Source organism: Microbacterium sp. SLBN-154, assembly GCF_006715565.1.
Taxonomy (GTDB): Bacteria; Actinomycetota; Actinomycetes; order Actinomycetales; family Microbacteriaceae; genus Microbacterium.
This window is the reverse complement of the sequence record NZ_VFNL01000001.1, coordinates 394,782-413,202: the sequence shown is the minus strand read 5'-3', so window position 1 is coordinate 413,202 and position 18,421 is coordinate 394,782. Positions and strand designations below refer to the sequence as shown.

The following is an 18,421-nucleotide window of genomic DNA, read 5'->3' as shown; positions in this document are numbered from 1 at the left end:
CCCGACACCATGTGTCCATGAATCTGGAGGAGTACCTCGTTGACCACGCCGACTCTCGCGGGCTCCTCAACGCGCTGCGGGCTGTGATCCTCGGGGTGGGAACGGTGACGGAGGAGTTGTCCAAGAGCCAGCTGGCATTCCGTGCCGGACGAACGTTCGCGATCGCGTGGGCACCCGGTCAATACCTGGGAGAACGCGGCGCGCCGCTGGTGCTTTCGCTGGCGCTGCCCGAGCGCGACGAGAACCCGAGGTGGAAGGAGGTGGTCGAACCGCGGGCAGGTGTGTTCATGCACCATCTCGAGTTGCGTGCCGTCGATGAGATCGATGACGAGGTAAGGGCCTGGATTACGCGCGCGTACGTGGCTGCCCGGTAGCGCTTGCAGACCTCAGGCCACGCGGCGCACTCGTAAGCGATCCTCCAGCGGGCGATCAGGGAGGCGCCGACCACGCAACGCTAGCTCGCTAACAGCGACCAGCCAACGACGAACAACAACCCAACGCCGCTAGCGAGGTGGGCAAGCGTCGCTGCGCCCCGCACACGCCCGACCGTGACCGTCGATAGTGCACCTCCGGCAGCAGCCAGGACAACGAGCGCAATCACAGCCCCTTGTGCCAGACCCGCGCCAGGGATCGTTGGCTGGTCGTACCCCACGAGCAGGTTCCCGACGAAAAGTGACACGAGGAAGAAGGCGACTCCGAGAAGGGGGATGGCGCTCGTCACGGGCCCCCATCGAGGAGCCCACAGGGCGCTCACGATCCAAACAATCCCGATGATTCCGGAGGCGCTCAAAGCGAGGCTTGAGCCAGGAAGGCTGGGAGCCGCGATGCCAACTAGCGGGAAGGAGAAGAACCAAGCGAACGCAACAGCAACGTCACGTAGGTCTTCGCCTTCTTCACCTGCGATTCTCACTGCGGTCACGGCGTCGAGATCACGGTCAGAACGCGCCCCGCCGGTCACGTTCCTGTCTGTCCGCACATGCGCGATGGTACCTCGCAAGATGTTTGGCTCGCTTAGCTCGCGTGGTCAGTGACCGAGCAGTTCTTCGCGTCACCTGACTGTTCGCAGGACCCGTCTGGTGAGATTTGCACGGCAGGGGCCACATGCCCACGCCTGCTCAAACCGCGACCTGTGTCTCGTATCCCTTGGCGTGCGCGACAGTCCCCGTCTCTCTAGGATCAGCCGGCGAAGGTCTCGTTCTTGGCGGCTCGTGCGGCACGATACGAGCGCGCGTAGGGCGTGACCAACGACGGGAGCTTCGACGACTGCGAGATCGTCAATTTGGCAGCGAGTAGTGCGGTTCTTTCGGCCCGAACCTGAGCCTTACGAAACGCGCCAAAATCGGCCGGGGACACAGGCGGATACACCGAACGACCACTACAACGAACCGACTGATCAGCGCCGAGCTGGGTGAGGTGCCGGCGGTTAGCGGACACCTCAGTCGCAGTTAACGCCGCTGGGGTAATGGCTGATCGGGATCGCTGAACGATCGGCGACCGGGCGGCACCTCGCCTCAACTCAGGGACGCTTCATCAGCGCGTTCAGATCCCTGACGAAGTCTGCGAGTCCATCGGTGTCGGCAGCCAGGGATTCACCGAACCAGTCGGCCCAGATCATATTGATGTCTTCCGTGGTGATGAGCCCACTCGCTCGTAGCTTGCTCGCTATTGCCGTTGCCTCTGGGCTGTACTCGTCGGCCGGTGCGCCGTCTTCGTCTCCGGGATCAAGCCCAGAGGGATCGAGAGCGTTCAGAAGGTGCAGGACGTCGGTTATGAGCTGCGTCGACGCCCGCCGATTCTTGTCCACGGCATCATTCTGCGCTGTCCATCGACTTCCGTTCGCTGGTACGCGGATCCTGAGCGCGCATCGCCAGACCAAGTGACACCCTCGGCGGCATCAATGAAACTCAGATTGGCTATGCCAGGGTCTCCACCGCCGACCAGGACCTCTCCTCGCAACGCGACGCACTGTTGCGTCTCGGGGTCCTCGACGCGAACATCTACGTTGATCACGGGCTGACCGTCACAAACCTAGATCGTGCCCGCGGCGACGCGCGCAGTCTCCGGCCGCATGCAGCTGCTCCTCCTGCAGTTCGCTCAACCTGCGTTCTGAGCCTGCGCCTTGCGCCACGGGGCCTAAGCCTGCAACTCGCTCATCAGACCTCGGGCTCGGTCGACTCTGCGCCGTTGGCGACGGCATCGAACTCGTCGCGAAGATACTTCGGAGCCTGCACGCGCCAGGCGTCGGTCACGAGCTCGGCGAGATGGTCCGCCGTGATCGCGGCCAGCCGGAAAGCCACTTTCGGCTCGCTCCAGGGTGTGGTCGTCCGCAGGAACACGTCGGGCTCCATCTGGACCAGAGCGATTCCGTCGATCCGGTCCGCGACCTTGACGGCGACGACGAGCTCGGTTGCGAGAATCGCTCGAATGTCGTCGGGGATGCTGGGCCACGGGTGGCACTCCCACGCATACGGCTTCCTCCGGACGAACCAGGCGATGCCACCCGTCGTCGTGCGCTCCTCGCTGCCGGGCAGGCTGTCGGCGATCCTCCGCACGTCATCGAGGGTGGCCACTGCGGGAGCTTACGCCGCCCCCGCGACATCCACGCCCCTCTAAGCGAGCAGACGACTGCTCCAAAGCGAGCCGCTCAGGCGTCGGTCAACCTCATCGTCTGGACGGTCTGCCCACCACTCCGAGACGGAGCCGATCGGCCTGGCGCAGCAGATACTGCTGCTCGAGGACGCTGGTCGCTCGGCGCGCCGCCTCTGCATACTCGGATGCCGCGACACCCGCCTCTCCGGCCCGTTCGTGCATGTAGGCGAGCGCCGCGTGGAACCTCGGCACCTGGGCATCCACCGTGGCGAGCGCCGCGAGGCCTGCCTGCGGACCATCCGCCTCACCGACAGCGACCGCGCGACCAAGCCGGATGACCGGAGAGTCAGCGAGACGGACGAGCTCGTCGTACCACTCGACGATCTGCACCCAGTCGGTCTGCGACGCGCTCGACGCATCCGCGTGGAGCGCGGCGATCGCAGCCTGCGCCTGGTATTGGCCGAGGAGGTCTCGCGCCAGCGCTCTCTGCAGAATGTCGACGCCCTCGGCGATCGACTGGGTGTCCCACAGGGCGCGGTTCTGCTCCGCGAGCGGAATGAGCCGGCCGCCGACCACTCGAGAGGGCCGCCGCGCAAGGTGGAGGAGCATGAGTGCGAGCAGGCCGCCGACCTCGGGGTGGTCGGTGAGCACGGCGAGCTGACGCGTCAGGCGGATCGCTTCGAGGGAGAGGTCCACCTCGCCCGAGTAGCCCTCGTTGAACAGCAGGTAGAGAACGCGCAGCACTCGAGAGAGGTCGCCGGGCTGATCCAGCGGGATGCCACCGAGTCGCTGCTTCGCGCGACTGATCCGCTGCGCCATCGTCGCCTCTGGGACGAGAAAGGCGTCGGCGATCTGGCGGGTCGTCAGCCCCGCGACCGCGCGTAGCGTGAGGGCGATCGAGGATGTCGCGGTCAGCACCGGATTCGCGCACAGGAAGTACATCGCGAGCGTGTCTTCGCGCTGTGGAACCGGCCCCGCCTCCGGCTCGTCGGCGTGGCGCTGCTCACGCGCCGCGCGAGCCGAATCGCTGCGCACCTGGTCGAGAAATGCCCGCCACGCGACAGCGACCAGCCAGGCCCGGATGTCTCGAACCTCGTCGAGGTCGGGACGCTCCAGCGCTCGCACCAGGGCAGTCTGGACGGCATCCTCGGCCGACGCGAAATCAGCGCCGCGCCCGACGAGGATGCCGGTGACCTCGGGGATCGCTCGACGCAGAGCGGTGGCATCCGCGATCATCATCCGGCGTCTGCCGGGGGTGCGCCCATCACCTCGCGAAGCTCGAGCCACTCACCAAGCGGCGTGCCGCCGGCCCACGGCGCCGCGGAGAGCTCCGAGGCGAGCTCGAGCGCGCGATCGTATGAGTCCACCTCGATCAGCATCCAGCCCGCGATGAGATCCTTCGTCTCGGCGAAGGGGCCGTCGACGACCGGCGGGCGTCCCTCGCCGTCGAAGCGCACCCACGAGCCGTCCATCGACAGTGCCTCCGAGGAGACGAGTTCGCCCGACGCGAGGAGTCGCTGCTCCATGTCCTTCATGTACTGGACGTGCGCGTTCCACTCGTCCGGCGTGAGCTGGTCCATCGGAACCTGGTTCACCGCAGGGCGACCACCGCGGTAGTGCTTGAGCATCAGGTACTTCGGCATGTCAGCCTTCCGTTCGTGCGGCCCATTCTGGCCGCTTCACGAAGGAGACGGAACCGAGGCCGCGTTCTCGACATCCGCGGGCGGAGGGCTCGTCTCCGAACAACCGCAGCGGCGGAAGCTTTGCTCGGTATACTTCGAGTATGACCACGACCATCAAGGTCAGCGATGAGCTCCGTGACCGGCTCAAGGCCCAGGCCGCACGGGACGGAGTGACTCTCGGAGCACATCTCGCGTACCTCGCTGACGCTGAGGACCGACGCCGGCGTCTCGCGGCGCTCAAGTCTGCGATCACCGCGTCCACGGGATCGGATGTCGAGTCGCACGCCACCGAGACCGCCCAGTGGGAGCGCACCGAACTGACCGACGAGTCGTGACCGCGTTGGAGCTCGCTCCCGGTGTTGTCGCGTGGGCCGCGCTCGAGCCGGTTCGCGGTCGGGAGCAAGGCGGTCACCGGCCGGTGATGATCGTGTCATCGTCGGGCTACCTGGATGCGGTGACGACACTCGTGATTGCTCTGCCGATCACAACGACCGACCGCGGCTGGCCGAACCACGTCCGGGTGGACGGCACGTCCGGCCTCGATCGACCCTCGTGGATAATGACCGAACAGCCCCGCACGCTCTCGCGAGACAGGCTGACCGGGATCGCAGGCGAGGTATCGCCGGAGTGCCTCGCCTCAGTCCGCACGTGGCTCGGCGACTTCCTCGATCTGTGAGTGCACCGGTCGACCCGGCCTCGCGAGAGTCGCGTCGACGAAGAGGAGAACCCTGAGGTGAGCAAGGCGCCGAACGCACCATCTCTCTGGGATTCGCAGGGGTGCGCGGTGTGTCGTCGGCAGTGGGAGACTGCCGAGCGGCCGGACTTCGTCGCCGAGAATGTGGTGGATCACAGCGAGCTGTACCGCTGCACGGCGTGCGGGGCGCTGTGGCTGATGACGGAACGCTCAGCCTTCGTCGTTCAGCCCGAGGCGATCCAGTCCACCTACCCCGGGGTCTTGGCGTCAGCCGGGAGCCATGCGGCCGGTGCCATGAGCGTCGATCCGGATCTGCTCTCCGATGGAGTGGTGACGTATCTCGGCTGGCCAGGGTCACCGCATCCCGGTTCCCTCCGCGACGGGGCGGCGAAGCTCGCGATACGCGCGGACATCGATCCAGACGTTTTCCTGGGCGCGATTCACGCCGCGATAGCGGTGTCGGAGGGCATCCCGATTGCTTCGGGGGAGGCGCTGACGATCGCCGTGTCGGCCGACTACAAGACTGAGTTGCGCCGTCGGCTTCCCGAGGTTCGAGATGACGCCATCGACGCTCTGGCTTCTCGCGCGTTCTGGTCCGTGCTGTGGAATGGCGACGGTTCCGACCCCGACCGGGCACTTCCGGCCGCGTCGGCCGCGTCGCAGTCTCGACCCGACGCGCCAGCGAGCGACGACGGAGTTCAGTATTGGCGACACTCCGTGGCATCCACAGATCACTACTTCCGGATGACGAACGGTCGTGACTTCATCCTCCGGGGCGATCAGTGGGTGCCGTATGACGCCTACAAGTCCGGACCGAGCTGGTGGCGACTGACGGGGGAGCCCGGCGCTGACGTCATCACTCGCGGAGACCTGCCACCCGAAGCCCCGAGGTGACTGTTGGGGCGTTAGGGTTGCCGGATGCTCCGTCTCATCGCCCGCATCTATTGGGCGTTCAGCAGATGGACTCTCGTCACCGAACCCGCACCCGCCCGGCCCACGGTGGTCTTGGGAGCGCCGCATACCTCCAACTGGGACTTCGTGCTCATGCTGGGGATCGCGTGGCGCCTGAAGATGCGCTTCCGCTGGCTGGGAAAAGAGAGCCTCTTCCGCGGGTGGCGGGGCCCGCTCATGCGGGCGATCGGCGGCATCCCGGTCGACAGGTCGAACCCCGCCGGCGTGGTCGACGCGCTCGTCAGCCGCATCCGGGACGGCGATGTGTTCGGCCTCGTCGTGACGCCGGAAGGAACCCGCGGCGGCGTCGCCCACTGGAAATCGGGCTTCTATCGCATCGCCCGCGAGGCGGGCCTCCCGGTCACGCTCGGCTACGTCGACCGCGCCACGATGACCACTGGGCTGGGGCCGACACTCGTGCTGACAGGGGACGTCCGCGCGGACATGGACGCCATCCGCGCGTTCTACGCGGACAAGTCGGGAATGCGTCCGGCTTTGCGCGTCGAACCGCGGCTGCGCGAGGAGGACGATCCTCGCCCGGCCGCATCCGCCTAGCCGACGGCACGAGTCGATCGCTGCGCCCATGGTGAACCGGCTTCGCGTCGACGCTCAGCCGCAGCTCAGGCGCTGCTGTCGAGCACCAGGCGGGCCGTCTCCGCTGGTTGGTCCCAGTGTGGGAAGTGACCGCAGTTGTCGAACCAGTGGAGCGTGGCATCCGGGAACAACTCCGTCGCGCGCGCTGCCTCGCTCGGAACGGTGACTCTGTCCTTCCGCCCCCATCCGATGACCATCCTGCCCTTGAGCGAACCGGCCGGCGCGCCCGCCTGGCGGGGCCCGTGAATGAGGGCGTCGAGGGCTGGGTCGAGGCTGCGTGATGTCTTGAACCCCCGGAGCTCGTGCAGCACCAGATCCTGCGGCAGCTTCCAGGGATGAGCGGAGAACTGCAAGAGCAGGGCTGTGCGGCCCACGGGGTTGCCGGTGAGGAAGGGAAGCGCCGGTTGAATCCGGCGCACCAGAGCGACGGAGGCCTTGATACTCGCCCCGAAGATCGCAGCCTGGCGGTCGTTCCAGAACCCACCAGGCGCCAATGCGACAGTGGTGCCCGCATGCCCTCGACGCGCCATCTCCATCGCCATCCGGGCGCCCATGGAGCTGCCGACCACATCGATATCGCCCAACTCCGCGTCGCGGACGAAGGCTTCGACAGCATCGGTCAGCGTGGCGATCGTGGTTTCCCCCGTCAGCGGCGCGGACTTGCCGCAGCCAGGGAGGTCGACGGCGATCACCTCGCGTTCGGCTGCCAGTGCCGGGATGATCGGGGCCCAGTTGCCACTACTGGAACCGAGGCCGTGAATCAGGAGAAGCGGCTTGCCGGAGCCTTGCCGGGTCGAGTGCAGCATGGGTCCAACGTAGGGTGGCGGGGTGCGCCCGCCGCGGCCGTTGCCAAAAGGGCGGCGAGGGCATACGCATCCTCACCGACCTCAACCGTGCGATCCGCGCTCGGCGAGCCGTGCATGCCGCGGGCAGACCACCGCGTCATGGTCGCACGTCGGCGCGGGCGACGTCGGCGACCTCCTCTTCGGGTCGCGGCGCGACGGTCTCGTCGACCTCGATCTCGGGAATGCTTGGTTCCCCGGCAGCGGGTATGTGCGGCTCAGAGTCGTGGTCGGGCCTCGTCGGCACGATCAGCCGATCGATGAGTTCGAAGGTGTCGTAGGGCTGGTCGAAGTCGCCGAAGTGGCCGTCGTCGCGCACGATCTGGGTGCCGCCGAGGTTGTCGAACATCAGCCGGCCTTGCGTGGCATCGCACCCGTACGGGTCGGTGATCGAGTTGATGAAGTACAGCTCTCCGCCGTTCGAGCGGATCCGGTCCCAGTCGTAGCCATCCTGTAGGACGGGCTCGTCGGAGTCGTTGGGTCTCGTCGCGTAGCCCGCGACCAGGATCGTCTGAGCCACCGGAGCCTGCAGGTGCTCCAGCAGTGCGAGCAGAAGTGCTGCGCCGCCGGAGTGGCCCACCAACACGGTGTCCGCGTCGAACAGACGACCGTCGAGCACTTTCGGCAGGAACGTGGAGATCGGCTCGACGTTGAGACTCGGGTAGTACGGGCGTTCCACCTGGTAGCCACGCTCGGTCAGCTGCCGATCCAGCCACGGATACCAGAGCACGTCCGGGTTGCCGCCGGTGCCATGGAAGATGATCGCGTTCCTGGTCATCAATCGATGCTAGTCAGCGGCTCCCCTCGGGAGCACTCGTCTGCTCATGAGAAGCGGCATCGATGTCGCGCGGGCGGCGTAGGCTCGCGAGGGCCACAGCGGTGTACACCGTAGACGGACCAGGTCCCCGCCACGGGCTCCGGTCAGATCGAGAAGCGCCCTACTGTCGATGCATGGGTGAAATCCACCTCGCTGGCGAGCTCGAATGCGCTACGGAAGAAGAGGCACAAGTAGTGCGCCTTCTCCTGCCGGAGCACCTCAGGCTCACTCGGGCCGAAGTCGGGTGCGTCTCCTTCGAGGTCGTCGCGACCGACAATCCACGGATCTGGTCAGTAGAGGAGCGATTCGCAGATCAGGCGGTGTTCGAGTCTCATCAGCGTCGAGTCGCGAGTAGCGAGTGGGGCAGGGCCACGGCTGGCATCACTCGCCGCTATTCGGTTACGGGCCTTGCCGGTTGAGCGACCGCACCTCGAGCGGCTGGAGGCTAGACCAAGATCGCTGAGCTCGCCGGTGCTGGTGCCGCGACGATCAGTCGCCCGGCCACGAGCCGGTGACGCGCTCGAAGGCCCGAGCTCCGCCCCGGTCGACGAGCGCCTTGACGACCGCGAATATCGCTCCCTGTATCGCGGTGGCGATGAGCAGCTCGCCGAGACCGTACTCGGATTCCAAGGCATTGGGGCTGTCTTCTCTATGGCTTGGACTCAGGCGCTTCCAGATCTGTTTGAAGAGGACGCTCGCCAGTGCCCCGCTGATAATCCCGCTCAGCAGGCCGACCGGGCGATACACGAGCTTCGCCGTCTTGCTCGATGTCTTCTCGCGAGGGTGCTGAGCCATGAGACGCCTTCCGGGGGTGCGGTCCTGGGACGGGCGACCAACGGTACCCACCGAGTCGGGCATCGATGAGGGGGTTGTGAGGATCAGCCGCGTGAACTACTGCTGCGGCGTACGTTGGGGGAATGCGTGGCATCCCTGCGGACAAGCGAGTTGCACGACAACCGCCGCCGCGCACCGCCATACGCTGGCGGGATGGACGCGCAAGAGACGAGCTTTCGCACGACGATCGGTGTCGACGTGAAGGGCGAGGTGTGGAACTGCGTTGAGATCCCGGCATCCACGAGTCTGTTCGGCACCGGGAAGAGCGTCAGGATCGACGCGAAGATCGACGATGTCCTGCTGGCGAACGTGGGCACGCTGCCGACCGGAGAGGGCGGTCACATGGTGTCTCTCAACGCGAAGGTCCGCAAAGAGCTGAGAAAGGGCATCGGCGACGTCGTCGACGTCACGATCACCAGACGCTGACCTCGCATCAATCCGTCGGCGTCGATCGACGCTGAACCCACATCCGCCCCGTCAGCGGCCCGAGGTCATCGCGTCGGGAGTTCGGGGCGAGGCGTTGCGTCGCGCGCCTGGCCGACTGCGGACGACGCCCGCGCCGGCGGCGATGATGGCGACGGCGGCGGCTGCGAGGAACGCCGTCGGGTAACCCGCCGACCCCACGACGAGACCGAGGATGGCGCCGCCGACCGCCTGCCCGAGCACCAGCAGCACGAAGAGCAGAGCGGTTCCGCTGGCTGCCCGCGCCGGTTTGAGGAGGGCCGTCCATCCGATCAGCGCTCCCGTGCTCGCCACGTAGGCCCAACCGAAGACGACGCAGGCGGCCAGCGTGAAGCCCACCGTGGCGGGAGCCGCGACGAGCGTGGCGGTGGCCAGGGCGAGCACCACGACGGTGAGCGCCCACACTCGCGGCGGCGGCCTGACCGCGAGGAGACCCGCGGTCGGAACCACCGCCAGCCCGCCGACGCCGAGCGCGACCCAGGCGAGCACCGTCGCGCCATCGGCGAGCCCGGCATCGGTGAGCATCGTGCGACCGAAATTCCACACCGCGGCGGATGCCACGCCCATCAGCAGGGCGCCGACGATCACCATGCGGTGCGCACGCCACCACGCGGCCGGAGGAAGGCCGAGAGTCGGGACGGAGTCGCGTTGCCGGTCGAGCAGGAGTACAGCGGTGGCGGCGACGACCGACACGGCGGCGGCCATCCACCAGGCCGCGCGCCACTGGGGCAGCAGCGCGAGCGCGAGTATGCCTGCCGCGATGAGGCCCGGCCCCGTTCCGGCATTGACGATCGACTGCGCGCGATCGGCGGCCTCGCGCCGCAGATTCCGCTGAATGACCCGCACGAGCGCCGGGGAGGCCAGACCGGCACCGGTCGAGGCCAGCACCGCGCCGGGAGCAAGCCATGCAGTCGAGGGGGCGATCGCCACCCCCGTGGTGCCAAGGGCAGCGGTGGCGCCGGCGAGAGCGACCAGCGTGCGCGGGCACCGCGGCGCGAGCCCGAAACCGCACACCGCTCCGACGCAGTAGGCGATCGATCCGCCGGCGAAAATCGCTCCGGCGACCGCGGAATCGAAACCGAGCTCGGCCTGCATGCCGGGGAGGTGCAAGCCGTACGCGAAGCGGGCGAGACCATACGTGGCGGCGATCAGAGTGGTCGCAGCAACGGTCAGGTAGAATGAAAACGATCGTTTCACTTTCACAAGCATAGGGTGCTGACATGGCATTGCGCGAGGGCACCGAGCGACGCATCCTCGACGCCGCAGAGGAGCTGTTCTTCACGCGCGGCGTCGCTGCGACGCCAATCGACGCCGTCATCGAGCGTGCGGGGGTGTCGGCCGCGACGCTCTACCGGGGCTACGCCAGCAAAGAGGCGTTGTTGGCTGCCGCACTGCGACGGCGTCAGCGCGTCTGGATCCAGACGTGGGATGAGGCGGTCGCGGCCGCGTCCGACGATGTGTCCCGCGTCCTCGCCGTCTTCGATGCGCTCGACACGTTTCGCGGGAGTGCCCACGGCTCGCGATGGTGCGCCTTCCTCGGGGCAGCGGCGGAGCATGCCGATCCCCCTGCCGAAGTTGCTGAGGCCGTGCGGACAGACACCGAATCGCTGCGATCTCGACTGGAAGCACTGGCGCGTCCGCTGGTCGGCGACGGCGCGGGCGAGGTCGCCGACGAGTTGGTGCTGGTCGTCACCGGTGACCTCGCCATGCGCCTGCGGTATCCGGATGCGACGAGCGCGACTTCTCGCCGCGTGGCGGCGACCCTGCTCTCCCATCGTCGCGGGGACGTCAGCGGGGCCGTTCGTCGCAGTGGCGACGATAGCGTCTTGCCCGGGCTCAGTTGCCGCCGGTGACGCGGAGATCGGCACCGGAGGTGAAGGCGGCGCCCGGGCCGAAGAAGTAGGCGACGGCGTCGGCGATCTCGTGGGGATGGGCCGCTCGACGCAACGGAATCGCCGAAGCGCGCTCTTCGGGAGCGTTCGGGCGCCCGCCATCGGCGTGGATGGTCGTGTAGGTGGTCCCGGGTGAGACGGTGTTCACGCGCACCCCCTGAGGGCCGAACTCTTTGGCCAAGCCGACGGTCATCGCGTTGATCGCCGCCTTGCTCATCGCGTACGGCACGTACGTGTTCGGTGCGCCGCTCGTCGCCGCACCCGAGGAGATGTTGACGACCGTGCCGCCCTCGCCTCCCCTTTCGGTCGACATCACCTCCAACGCTGCGCGTGTGAGGGAGATGGGAGCGAGGACGTTGATGCGAAGCATCCGCTCTACTTCTGCGAGGTCGATGTCGATGTAGTCGCCGATTTGCATGGTCACGCCGGCATTGTTGACGAGCCCGGTCAGCCGGCCGTACTCGGCCAGGGTCGCCGGGACCACCGCAGCGGCGTCATCGAGGTCGGCGAGATCCGCCCGGATCAGCAAGACTCGGGCACCCAGGGCACGGCAGGCTGCAGCGACGGCCGCGGCCTCGTCGCGGGCGACCCGGTAGGTGAGCACGAGGTCATGACCGTCAGCGGCGAGTCGCTCCGCGACCGCTGCGCCGATGCCACGGCTTCCGCCGGTGATGATCGTGACGGGTCGGGATCCGGTCGAATGCGCCATCTCGCAAGCCTATGTTTCACCGGCGCGAGGCGAGATATCGTCCGGAACTCCTAGCCGAAGATGCCCTGCTCATCGGCAACAGGCCGCTGTTCCACAACTCGTCGATGCACAGGCCGTGGCCGCGGCAGTTGTGCTGGAGGGGTTCTCTCGCGAACCGCTCTGCGCCGATAAGGTGCGAGTGTGCAGTGGAGCCTCGAGGTCATACCGGTGTGTGTCGACGACGTCGACGAGGCCAAGCGCTTCTATGAGAAGCAGGTCGGATTCCACCTCGACCTCGATATCGAGATCGGCGCGACGGGCCGCGTTGTCCAGCTGACGCCGCGCGGCTCCGCGAGCAGCATCCACCTCAAGAGGGGTGCGACGCGCGTGGACGGTTTACAGCTCGTCGTGGACGACGTCGACGCCGCCCGCGCCGAGCTGATCTCGCGTGGGGTCGAGGTGAGCGCCGTCCAGCGGGTCGAGGACGGGGAGTTCCGCGAGGGTCGTGGCGGAGATTGGAACTCCTTCGTCTTCTTTACGGACCCCGCCGGTAACGCCTGGGTGATCCAGGAGCGCCCACCTGCCCGCTGACCCACCGGCTTACGGACCTGCGGGCTCCTTCCGCGAATCGACAAGCGGAAGCTGTGCGGTACATCGGCAGCCAGGGAATGTCCCAGCCCGCGCGGCGAAACTCCGCGCGGAGGAACATGAGGTCGAAGCGTGCGTTTTGCGCGGCGATGGGCAGCCCCGCGAGTAGGGCACGATCCCTGCTCCGCTGGTAAAGAGCGCACTCGACCCATCATCCCGTGGGGCGCGCACGTGGCACGCACCGGCGGGGTGACCCACAGGCGTCGGCGAACGCGACGACTGGATGCGATCGGCCCGCCTGAGGCGTCACGCGCCGGGTCTAATTTCGCCCGGGCACCTTCGCCTTCACGATCGGGATCGGCCACTGCGTGACATCCAGTTCAACGAATGTCTGCTGGTAATCGGTGATCTCGGCGGTAGGTACGCGCCCCACGACGCGGCCAAGCCAGGGGTTGTTCGTGAGACCGGGTAGCGCGGCGACCCGCGCGTCCGACTCGGGTGGGCCGCCGTAGGCGAGATCAGCCTCACCGGAGTCACGGGGGCGAGGTTCCCGGATCCGATCACGATCCGGGCCGAAGAACGTGACGCTGAACGGCCCCTCACCCGCGTACCAGCCGTACGCGTCCACCCGCCGAAGGCGCGTCATCGACGCATGCTCGACAGTGATGCGGCGGTTCTCGTCGAGGAGCTCGGCAACCCACGGGAGGTCGGCGATGTGCTCGGCGCTCGGGAGAAGAAGGACGGGTTCGCGGTCCCACATCAGGCGTGAGCGGAGTGACACCGCGAACTCCGTGTCGCGAACCGTCGCGAGGAGGTGAGACCCCCACATGCGTGCGCGCGCGTCCATGCAAACAACCCTGACACAGCCCCGACGCCGTTGTTCCGCACACTGTGGCGCGGGGTCCGACGGAGGCGGGCGTTCAGCCTGTGACGGCGCGAACGGCTCTTGCGGGGGAGCCGACGACGACGGTGTCGGCGGGGACGTCTTTGGTGACGACTGCTGCGGCGGCGACCACCGCGTTGTCGCCGATCGTGACGCCAGGCAGGATGGTCGCATTGGCGCCGATCCAGACGTTGCGTCCGATGCGGATCGGTGCGGGGTGGAGGTCTGCGCGACGGGATGGGTCCAGGTCATGGTTGAGGGTGGCGAGGACGGTGTTGTGGCCGATGAGGCAGTCGTCGCCGATCGTGATGCCGCCCTGATCCTGGAACTTGCATCCGGAGTTGATGAAGACCCGCTTGCCGATGGTGATGTTCTTGCCGAAGTCGGCGTGGAACGGTGGGAAGACGGTGACGGTCTCGTCGACAGCCCCGCCGATCAGCTCGGCGATCAATTCTCGAACCCGTGCGGGCGGGTGGTACCCGCCGTTGAGCTCGCCCGTGACCCGGAGCGCGTCCTGGCTGGCCTCGTGCATGACGTGGTGCAAGGGCGAGTTGCCGGTGATCGTGTGTCCGGCGTTGAGCGCGTCGAGCAGTTCGGTGAGTGTCATGTGTTGCTCCGTGGAGGGATGCGGTGGAACGCGGTACGCGCTAGGCGGGCGTGGCTGTGTTGTCGGCGGGGTGCTGGGCAGCCCATGACGCGAGCAGTCGGAGCCGTTCCGCTGAGGGTGATCCGGGCTCGGCCGTATAGACCATGAGGATGAGTCCCGGTTCGGCGGTGATGGCGAGTTCTTCGTAGGACAGGACGAGTTCGCCGACGACGGGGTGGTGGAAGCGCTTGGTGCCGGTGCCGTGGGTGCGTACGTCGTGTGCCCCCCAGAGGGTGCGGAACGTGTCGCTCCGGGTGCACAGCTCGCCGACGAGGTCTTGCAGCCCGCGGTCGTGGGGGTCGCGTCCGGCCTCGGCGCGCATGATGGCGACGCACATCTGGGCGAAGAGGTCCCAGTCGGGGTAGAACGTGCGGGATGCCGGGTCGAGGAACTGGAACCTGGCGAGGTTCGGTGTCCTGCCGCCATCGCCGATGACGGGTGAGTAGAACGCGCGGCCGAGACTGTTGGTGGCCAGGAGATCCTGGCGCGAGTCGCGGACGAACGCGATGCCATCGGTGATGGCCTCGAGCGCCCATCGCAGGCTCGGTCGAGACGCCGACTGCTTCGGCGCCTTGCGCCGGGGACGGCCGGAGAGCGGGATGCCGTCCGCCGCCCTCGCGAGGTCGACGAGGTGTGCACGCTCGGTGTCGTCTAGCTGCAGCGCCCGGCTGATCGCGTCGAGGACGGACGCCGAAGCACCGGCTATGTCGCCGCGTTCCAGCTTCGCGTAGTACTCCACGCTCACTCCGGCGATCATCGCCACCTCGGTGCGGCGCAGTCCCGGCACCTTCCGAATGCCGATGCCCGCTGGCAGGCCGGCCGCTTCGGGGGTGACGCGCGCACGGCGGGTGGTGAGGAACTCCCGCACCTCGGCCCTGTTGTCCATGTCGTCGAGCGTAAGTCGCCCGGCGCGAGGTGTGGGGTGCACTGTCCGTACACCTTTCACCAGGCACTCCCCGTCGCGGCCGACATCGCGTTCCCTGAGATGGTGCCTGGCGGCGGGACCTGCCGGCACCCCAGGATTCCTCAGTCAGGAGAACGCGATGCGTGGAGTGATGTTGTACGGCCCGAAGGATGTGCGGGTCGAAGAGCGCGAGATGCCGGAGATCGAGCGGGCGACGGATGCCGTCATCCGCGTCACGGCGACCTGCATCTGCGGCTCCGACCTATGGCCGTATCGGGGACTCGAGCCGCTGCACCAGACCCCGCAGCCCATGGGGCACGAATACATCGGGATCGTCGAAAAGATCGGCCACGAGGTGAAGAACGTCAAGCCCGGTGACTACGTCGTCGGATCATTCGTCGCCTCAGACAACACGTGCGAGATCTGCCGCGCCGGCTATCAGTCGCGCTGCGTGCACCAAGTGATGATGGGGGCGATCGGCACGCAGGCCGATTACGCGCTCATCCCGCTCGCCGACGGCACCCTCGTACCCACGCCGGGCGAGCCGAGCGCCGAGCTGGTGCCGTCCCTGCTCGCGGCATCCGATGTGCTCGGCACAGGATGGTTCGCCGCCGTCGCCGCTCACGCGGGCCCAGGCAAGACGATCGCTGTCGTCGGCGACGGCGCGGTCGGCCTCCTCGGCGTCCTGGCCGCGAGGCAGCTGGGAGCGGAGCGGATCATCGCGATGTCACGGCACACCGACCGGCAGGCCCTGGCGCGCCTGTTCGGCGCGACCGACATCGTCGAGGAACGAGGCGACGAAGGCGTCGCGAAGATCAGGGAACTTACGAACGGTCTCGGCGTGCACGGCGTCATCGAGGCGGTCGGCACCCAGGAGGCGATGGAACAGGCGATTCGCGCCACCCGTCCCGGCGGGCATGTCGGCTTCGTCGGCGTCTCGCACGACGTGTCGCTCGACGGGCTCGAGCTGTTCTTCTCCAGCGTGAACCTCCACGGCGGCCCCGCCCCCGTACGGCGCTTCTTGCCAGAGCTCATCCAGCTGATCTGGGACGGGCAGATCACCCCCGGCGATGTCTTCGACCTGACGCTGCCGATCGAGCAGGCCGCGGACGGGTACGCAGCGATGGACGAACGTCGCGCCACCAAGGTGCTGCTCACCCTCTGACTGCACGACCGACGGAAGGAGCCATCATGCAAATCACCCGCCACGCGACCGCCAAGAACCCGCCCGAGTGGTTCACCGGAAAGGTCTGGCTCGACCCTGTCGCCGCGCCGTCGACTCCGGGACAGCAGGCGAACGCCGCCATCGTCCGATTCGCGCCCAGCGCCCGCACCGCGTGGCACTCGCATCCGGGAGGCCAGACGCTTCACATCCTCGAAGGAGTCGCGCTGGTGCAGTCGCGGGGCGGCGCCGTCAGCGAGGTGTCCGCCGGAAACACCGTCCTATGCCCTCCCGGCGAGGAGCACTGGCACGGCGCCGCACCCCACAGCTTCATGAGCCACCTCGCCGTCTGGGACACCCTGCCCGGACAACCCAGCGCGATCTGGGGTGATCACGTCATCGACAGCGAGTACGCCGCTCGGTAACCAACCGCGACAGGAGCGCGGCAAGTCCCTGCGGCTGGCCGCTTCCGGGCAGAGGTCGATGAGTACTCCACACAGCAGACGCGTGCGATGATCGCGACCATGTCCGCAACACCAAGAGCCCTGAGGGCGTGGAAGCTCGCGGCGATCGCAGCGGCCGTGATCGCTGCCGGACTTGTCCTCGTCGGCGGCTGGTGGCTCGGGCGAACCTTGTTCGATTCGCAGTGGACGCTCACCCTCGACTATCTGATGGAGAGCGAGCCTGACGCTGCCGATCCGACCACTGACCCTCAAAACGTCACCTCCTCGGTCTGCGGGGGACCAATCCTGTGCGTTGAGGCCTGGGACACGGCCGAGGCGCTCTACGTTCGGTTCGAATCCCGAGCGGCCGCCGAGGAGCACGAGAGCACAGTTTCTGACGGGTTTCGGTCGAACTACATCGTCATGGACTTCGCTGGCAAGACAAGCGTGACCAAGAGCCAGCAGTTGTGGGCGATGCAGCATCTGGCCGGCACGTGGCAGGACTACGAAGGCGATTTCCCAGACCGCTGACAGCGTCGTTCGTCGTTGGCCGATGGCCGCGAGGGTTGGCAGAAAGGTTGCCCGACCGCCATCCCCTTCTTCGTGCGCTGATCCCCTGGCTACAGAGGAAGAGCAAAGGTACGTCCTACATCGCGCTTATCCGGGCCCTCCAGTCTTGCTGCAACACACCGACAGAGGAGGATGCCGTGAGCAATACGCCCGAACCTGACGACACCCCGCAGGGTCCTAGCTACGAAGGGCGTGTTCTGCCCCGTCCGGCGGACGAGGTGGTCGACCAAGGCGCCGGATTCGATGTCGCGACGATGGTCAGCCGGCGGCGGGTGCTCACGCTGTTGGGACTCGGCGTCGGCGCGGCGACTCTTGCCGCGTGTGCGGCAACGACCGATTCGTCCGCCAGTTCGACGTCGGCCGCCACGACAGAGTCGACCCCGACAACTGAAGCGACGGACTCGACGACCACGACGACGGCGGCGGCGGGCGAGATCCCCGAGGAGACCAACGGTCCCTACCCTGCGGACGGCGCCAACGGCGTGAACGTGCTCGAGGAGTCGGGCATCGTCCGCAGCGACATCCGGTCCAGTCTCGACGGCGGCACGACCGCCGAAGGCGTGCCCCTGACCTTCACCTTCTCGGTGACCGACATCGCCGGCGGCGACGTGCCGTTCGAGGGTGCCGCGGTCTACGTGTGGCACTGCGACGCCCAGGGGCTGTACTCGATGTACTCCGAGGGGGTCGAGGACGAGACGTTCCTCCGCGGCATCCAGGTCGTCGACGCCAACGGCGAGGCCACGTTCCAGACGATCGTGCCGGGGTGCTACACCGGCCGCTGGACGCACATCCACTTCGAGGTGTACCCCGATGTGGCATCCGCGACCGATGTGGCGAACGTCATCGCTACGTCGCAGGTGGCGTTCCCCGAGGAGATGCTCAACGCGGTCTACGAGCTCGACGCCTACTCCGGCTCGGCCCAGAACCTGGCGCAGATCGGCAGCCTCGCCAACGACAACGTCTTCAGCGACGGCACCGAGCTGCAGATGGGGACGTTCAGCGGTGACACCTCGTCCCGCTATGTCGGCACCCTCGCCGTCGGAGTGGACACCGACACCGCCCCCGGCGTCAGCGCCGGCGCAGGTGGGGCCGGTGGCGGGCAGCCGCCGTCCGGCGGGGGCCCTGGCAACCGATCCCCTGGCAATTGACTACCTGGCAACTGACCACTGGACACATGAGA

The 18,421-nt window shown here is 67.4% G+C and carries 25 protein-coding genes and 1 pseudogene; 14 read left to right on the top strand and 12 right to left on the bottom strand.

All coding sequences use genetic code 11. The features are described 5' to 3' along the window. Positions 1-17: 17 nt before the first annotated feature. Positions 18-374 (top strand): DUF5655 domain-containing protein, encoded by a 357-nt coding sequence (locus FBY40_RS02090; RefSeq protein WP_141936036.1) that lies wholly within the window; start codon positions 18-20, stop codon positions 372-374. Positions 375-1,516: 1,142 nt separating this feature from the next. On the opposite strand, the gene FBY40_RS02085 is transcribed toward FBY40_RS02090, so the two are convergent. After that, positions 1,517-1,804 (bottom strand): hypothetical protein, encoded by a 288-nt coding sequence (locus FBY40_RS02085; RefSeq protein WP_141936034.1) that lies wholly within the window; start codon positions 1,802-1,804, stop codon positions 1,517-1,519. 59 nt (positions 1,805-1,863) lie between these two features. Between FBY40_RS02085 and FBY40_RS17625 the strand changes: the two are divergent. Next, positions 1,864-2,025: pseudogene (locus FBY40_RS17625) on the top strand (recombinase family protein); the annotation flags it as partial. 128 nt (positions 2,026-2,153) lie between these two features. Here FBY40_RS17625 and FBY40_RS02075 read toward each other — a convergent pair. The 3 genes from FBY40_RS02075 to FBY40_RS02065 form a co-directional block, all read right to left on the bottom strand. Continuing rightward, the gene (locus FBY40_RS02075; protein WP_141936032.1) at positions 2,154-2,570 is read right to left on the bottom strand and encodes an MmcQ/YjbR family DNA-binding protein; all 417 of its coding nucleotides are present in this window, start codon (positions 2,568-2,570) and stop codon (positions 2,154-2,156) included. A 91-nt stretch (positions 2,571-2,661) separates the two neighbouring features. Next, a complete protein-coding gene (locus FBY40_RS02070) occupies positions 2,662-3,828 on the bottom strand; it encodes an RNA polymerase sigma factor (protein ID WP_442922849.1) in 1,167 nt (388 codons plus the stop codon). Further along, the gene (locus FBY40_RS02065; RefSeq protein ID WP_124292092.1) at positions 3,825-4,232 is read right to left on the bottom strand and encodes a YciI family protein; all 408 of its coding nucleotides are present in this window, start codon (positions 4,230-4,232) and stop codon (positions 3,825-3,827) included. Before FBY40_RS02065 ends, FBY40_RS02070 begins: the two co-directional genes overlap by 4 nt. Positions 4,233-4,372: 140 nt before the next feature. Here FBY40_RS02065 and FBY40_RS02060 point away from each other — a divergent pair, with 140 nt between their 5' ends. Genes FBY40_RS02060 through FBY40_RS02045 form a run of 4 tightly spaced genes read left to right on the top strand, consistent with a single transcriptional unit; the run spans position 4,373 to position 6,471 of the window. Further along, complete coding sequence (locus FBY40_RS02060) at positions 4,373-4,606, top strand: ribbon-helix-helix protein (RefSeq protein ID WP_141936029.1); 234 nt, start codon at positions 4,373-4,375, stop codon at positions 4,604-4,606. After that, on the top strand, positions 4,603-4,947 hold the full coding sequence (locus FBY40_RS02055) for a type II toxin-antitoxin system PemK/MazF family toxin (RefSeq protein ID WP_141936026.1): 345 nt from the start codon (positions 4,603-4,605) through the stop codon (positions 4,945-4,947). Before FBY40_RS02060 ends, FBY40_RS02055 begins: the two co-directional genes overlap by 4 nt. Before the next feature lie 57 nt (positions 4,948-5,004). Next, on the top strand, positions 5,005-5,859 hold the full coding sequence (locus FBY40_RS02050) for a hypothetical protein (protein ID WP_141936024.1): 855 nt from the start codon (positions 5,005-5,007) through the stop codon (positions 5,857-5,859). A 24-nt stretch (positions 5,860-5,883) separates the two neighbouring features. After that, complete coding sequence (locus FBY40_RS02045) at positions 5,884-6,471, top strand: 1-acyl-sn-glycerol-3-phosphate acyltransferase (RefSeq protein WP_141936022.1); 588 nt, start codon at positions 5,884-5,886, stop codon at positions 6,469-6,471. 65 nt (positions 6,472-6,536) lie between these two features. Here FBY40_RS02045 and FBY40_RS02040 read toward each other — a convergent pair whose 3' ends face one another. Beyond that, positions 6,537-7,316 carry an alpha/beta fold hydrolase gene (locus FBY40_RS02040; RefSeq protein WP_141936019.1) on the bottom strand — a complete coding sequence of 260 codons (780 nt, stop codon included), beginning with the start codon at positions 7,314-7,316 and terminating at the stop codon, positions 6,537-6,539. A 136-nt stretch (positions 7,317-7,452) separates the two neighbouring features. Continuing rightward, the gene (locus FBY40_RS02035) at positions 7,453-8,130 is read right to left on the bottom strand and encodes an alpha/beta hydrolase (protein WP_141936017.1); all 678 of its coding nucleotides are present in this window, start codon (positions 8,128-8,130) and stop codon (positions 7,453-7,455) included. A 62-nt stretch (positions 8,131-8,192) separates the two neighbouring features. Between FBY40_RS02035 and FBY40_RS02030 the strand changes: the two genes are divergently transcribed. After that, positions 8,193-8,588 (top strand): putative quinol monooxygenase, encoded by a 396-nt coding sequence (locus tag FBY40_RS02030; protein ID WP_327437026.1) that lies wholly within the window; start codon positions 8,193-8,195, stop codon positions 8,586-8,588. A 70-nt stretch (positions 8,589-8,658) separates the two neighbouring features. Here FBY40_RS02030 and FBY40_RS02025 read toward each other — a convergent pair whose 3' ends face one another. Further along, a complete protein-coding gene (locus FBY40_RS02025) occupies positions 8,659-8,964 on the bottom strand; it encodes a DUF4235 domain-containing protein (RefSeq protein ID WP_141936013.1) in 306 nt (101 codons plus the stop codon). Between the two features lie 192 nt (positions 8,965-9,156). On the opposite strand from FBY40_RS02025, the gene FBY40_RS02020 reads away from it, so the two are divergent. After that, positions 9,157-9,429, top strand: a complete 273-nt coding sequence (locus tag FBY40_RS02020) for a DUF1905 domain-containing protein (protein WP_141936011.1) — start codon at positions 9,157-9,159, stop codon at positions 9,427-9,429. 51 nt (positions 9,430-9,480) lie between these two features. Here FBY40_RS02020 and FBY40_RS02015 read toward each other — a convergent pair whose 3' ends face one another. Then, positions 9,481-10,662, bottom strand: a complete 1,182-nt coding sequence (locus FBY40_RS02015) for an MFS transporter (RefSeq protein WP_160141329.1) — start codon at positions 10,660-10,662, stop codon at positions 9,481-9,483. 23 nt (positions 10,663-10,685) lie between these two features. Here FBY40_RS02015 and FBY40_RS02010 point away from each other — a divergent pair, with 23 nt between their 5' ends. After that, positions 10,686-11,318 carry a TetR/AcrR family transcriptional regulator gene (locus tag FBY40_RS02010; protein ID WP_141936007.1) on the top strand — a complete coding sequence of 211 codons (633 nt, stop codon included), beginning with the start codon at positions 10,686-10,688 and terminating at the stop codon, positions 11,316-11,318. On the opposite strand, the gene FBY40_RS02005 is transcribed toward FBY40_RS02010, so the two are convergent. Next, a complete protein-coding gene (locus FBY40_RS02005) occupies positions 11,302-12,066 on the bottom strand; it encodes an SDR family NAD(P)-dependent oxidoreductase (protein WP_141936004.1) in 765 nt (254 codons plus the stop codon). The two genes, FBY40_RS02010 and FBY40_RS02005, sit on opposite strands and share 17 nt — an antisense overlap. A 180-nt stretch (positions 12,067-12,246) precedes the next feature. On the opposite strand from FBY40_RS02005, the gene FBY40_RS02000 reads away from it, so the two are divergent. Further along, a complete protein-coding gene (locus tag FBY40_RS02000) occupies positions 12,247-12,636 on the top strand; it encodes a VOC family protein (protein ID WP_141936002.1) in 390 nt (129 codons plus the stop codon). Positions 12,637-12,952: 316 nt separating this feature from the next. Here the strand turns inward: FBY40_RS02000 and FBY40_RS01995 are convergent, their stop codons facing one another. From FBY40_RS01995 to FBY40_RS01985, 3 genes are all read right to left on the bottom strand, one after another. Continuing rightward, complete coding sequence (locus tag FBY40_RS01995) at positions 12,953-13,480, bottom strand: hypothetical protein (RefSeq protein WP_141935999.1); 528 nt, start codon at positions 13,478-13,480, stop codon at positions 12,953-12,955. A 73-nt stretch (positions 13,481-13,553) separates the two neighbouring features. Next, entirely contained in the window at positions 13,554-14,123 is a 570-nt protein-coding gene (locus FBY40_RS01990; RefSeq protein WP_141935997.1) for a DapH/DapD/GlmU-related protein, read from the bottom strand. 40 nt (positions 14,124-14,163) lie between these two features. Continuing rightward, positions 14,164-15,048: a helix-turn-helix domain-containing protein gene (locus FBY40_RS01985; protein WP_141935995.1), complete on the bottom strand. Its 885-nt coding sequence runs from the start codon at positions 15,046-15,048 to the stop codon at positions 14,164-14,166. Between the two features lie 157 nt (positions 15,049-15,205). On the opposite strand from FBY40_RS01985, the gene FBY40_RS01980 reads away from it, so the two are divergent. The 4 genes from FBY40_RS01980 (at position 15,206) to FBY40_RS01965 (ending at position 18,389) form a co-directional block, all read left to right on the top strand. Further along, positions 15,206-16,231 carry a zinc-dependent alcohol dehydrogenase family protein gene (locus tag FBY40_RS01980; protein ID WP_141935992.1) on the top strand — a complete coding sequence of 342 codons (1,026 nt, stop codon included), beginning with the start codon at positions 15,206-15,208 and terminating at the stop codon, positions 16,229-16,231. 26 nt (positions 16,232-16,257) lie between these two features. Next, positions 16,258-16,653: a (R)-mandelonitrile lyase gene (locus tag FBY40_RS01975; RefSeq protein ID WP_141935990.1), complete on the top strand. Its 396-nt coding sequence runs from the start codon at positions 16,258-16,260 to the stop codon at positions 16,651-16,653. 87 nt (positions 16,654-16,740) lie between these two features. Then, the gene (locus tag FBY40_RS01970) at positions 16,741-17,202 is read left to right on the top strand and encodes a hypothetical protein (protein WP_141935988.1); all 462 of its coding nucleotides are present in this window, start codon (positions 16,741-16,743) and stop codon (positions 17,200-17,202) included. Between the two features lie 176 nt (positions 17,203-17,378). Beyond that, positions 17,379-18,389 (top strand): intradiol ring-cleavage dioxygenase, encoded by a 1,011-nt coding sequence (locus FBY40_RS01965; protein ID WP_141935986.1) that lies wholly within the window; start codon positions 17,379-17,381, stop codon positions 18,387-18,389. Positions 18,390-18,421 lie beyond the last annotated feature (32 nt).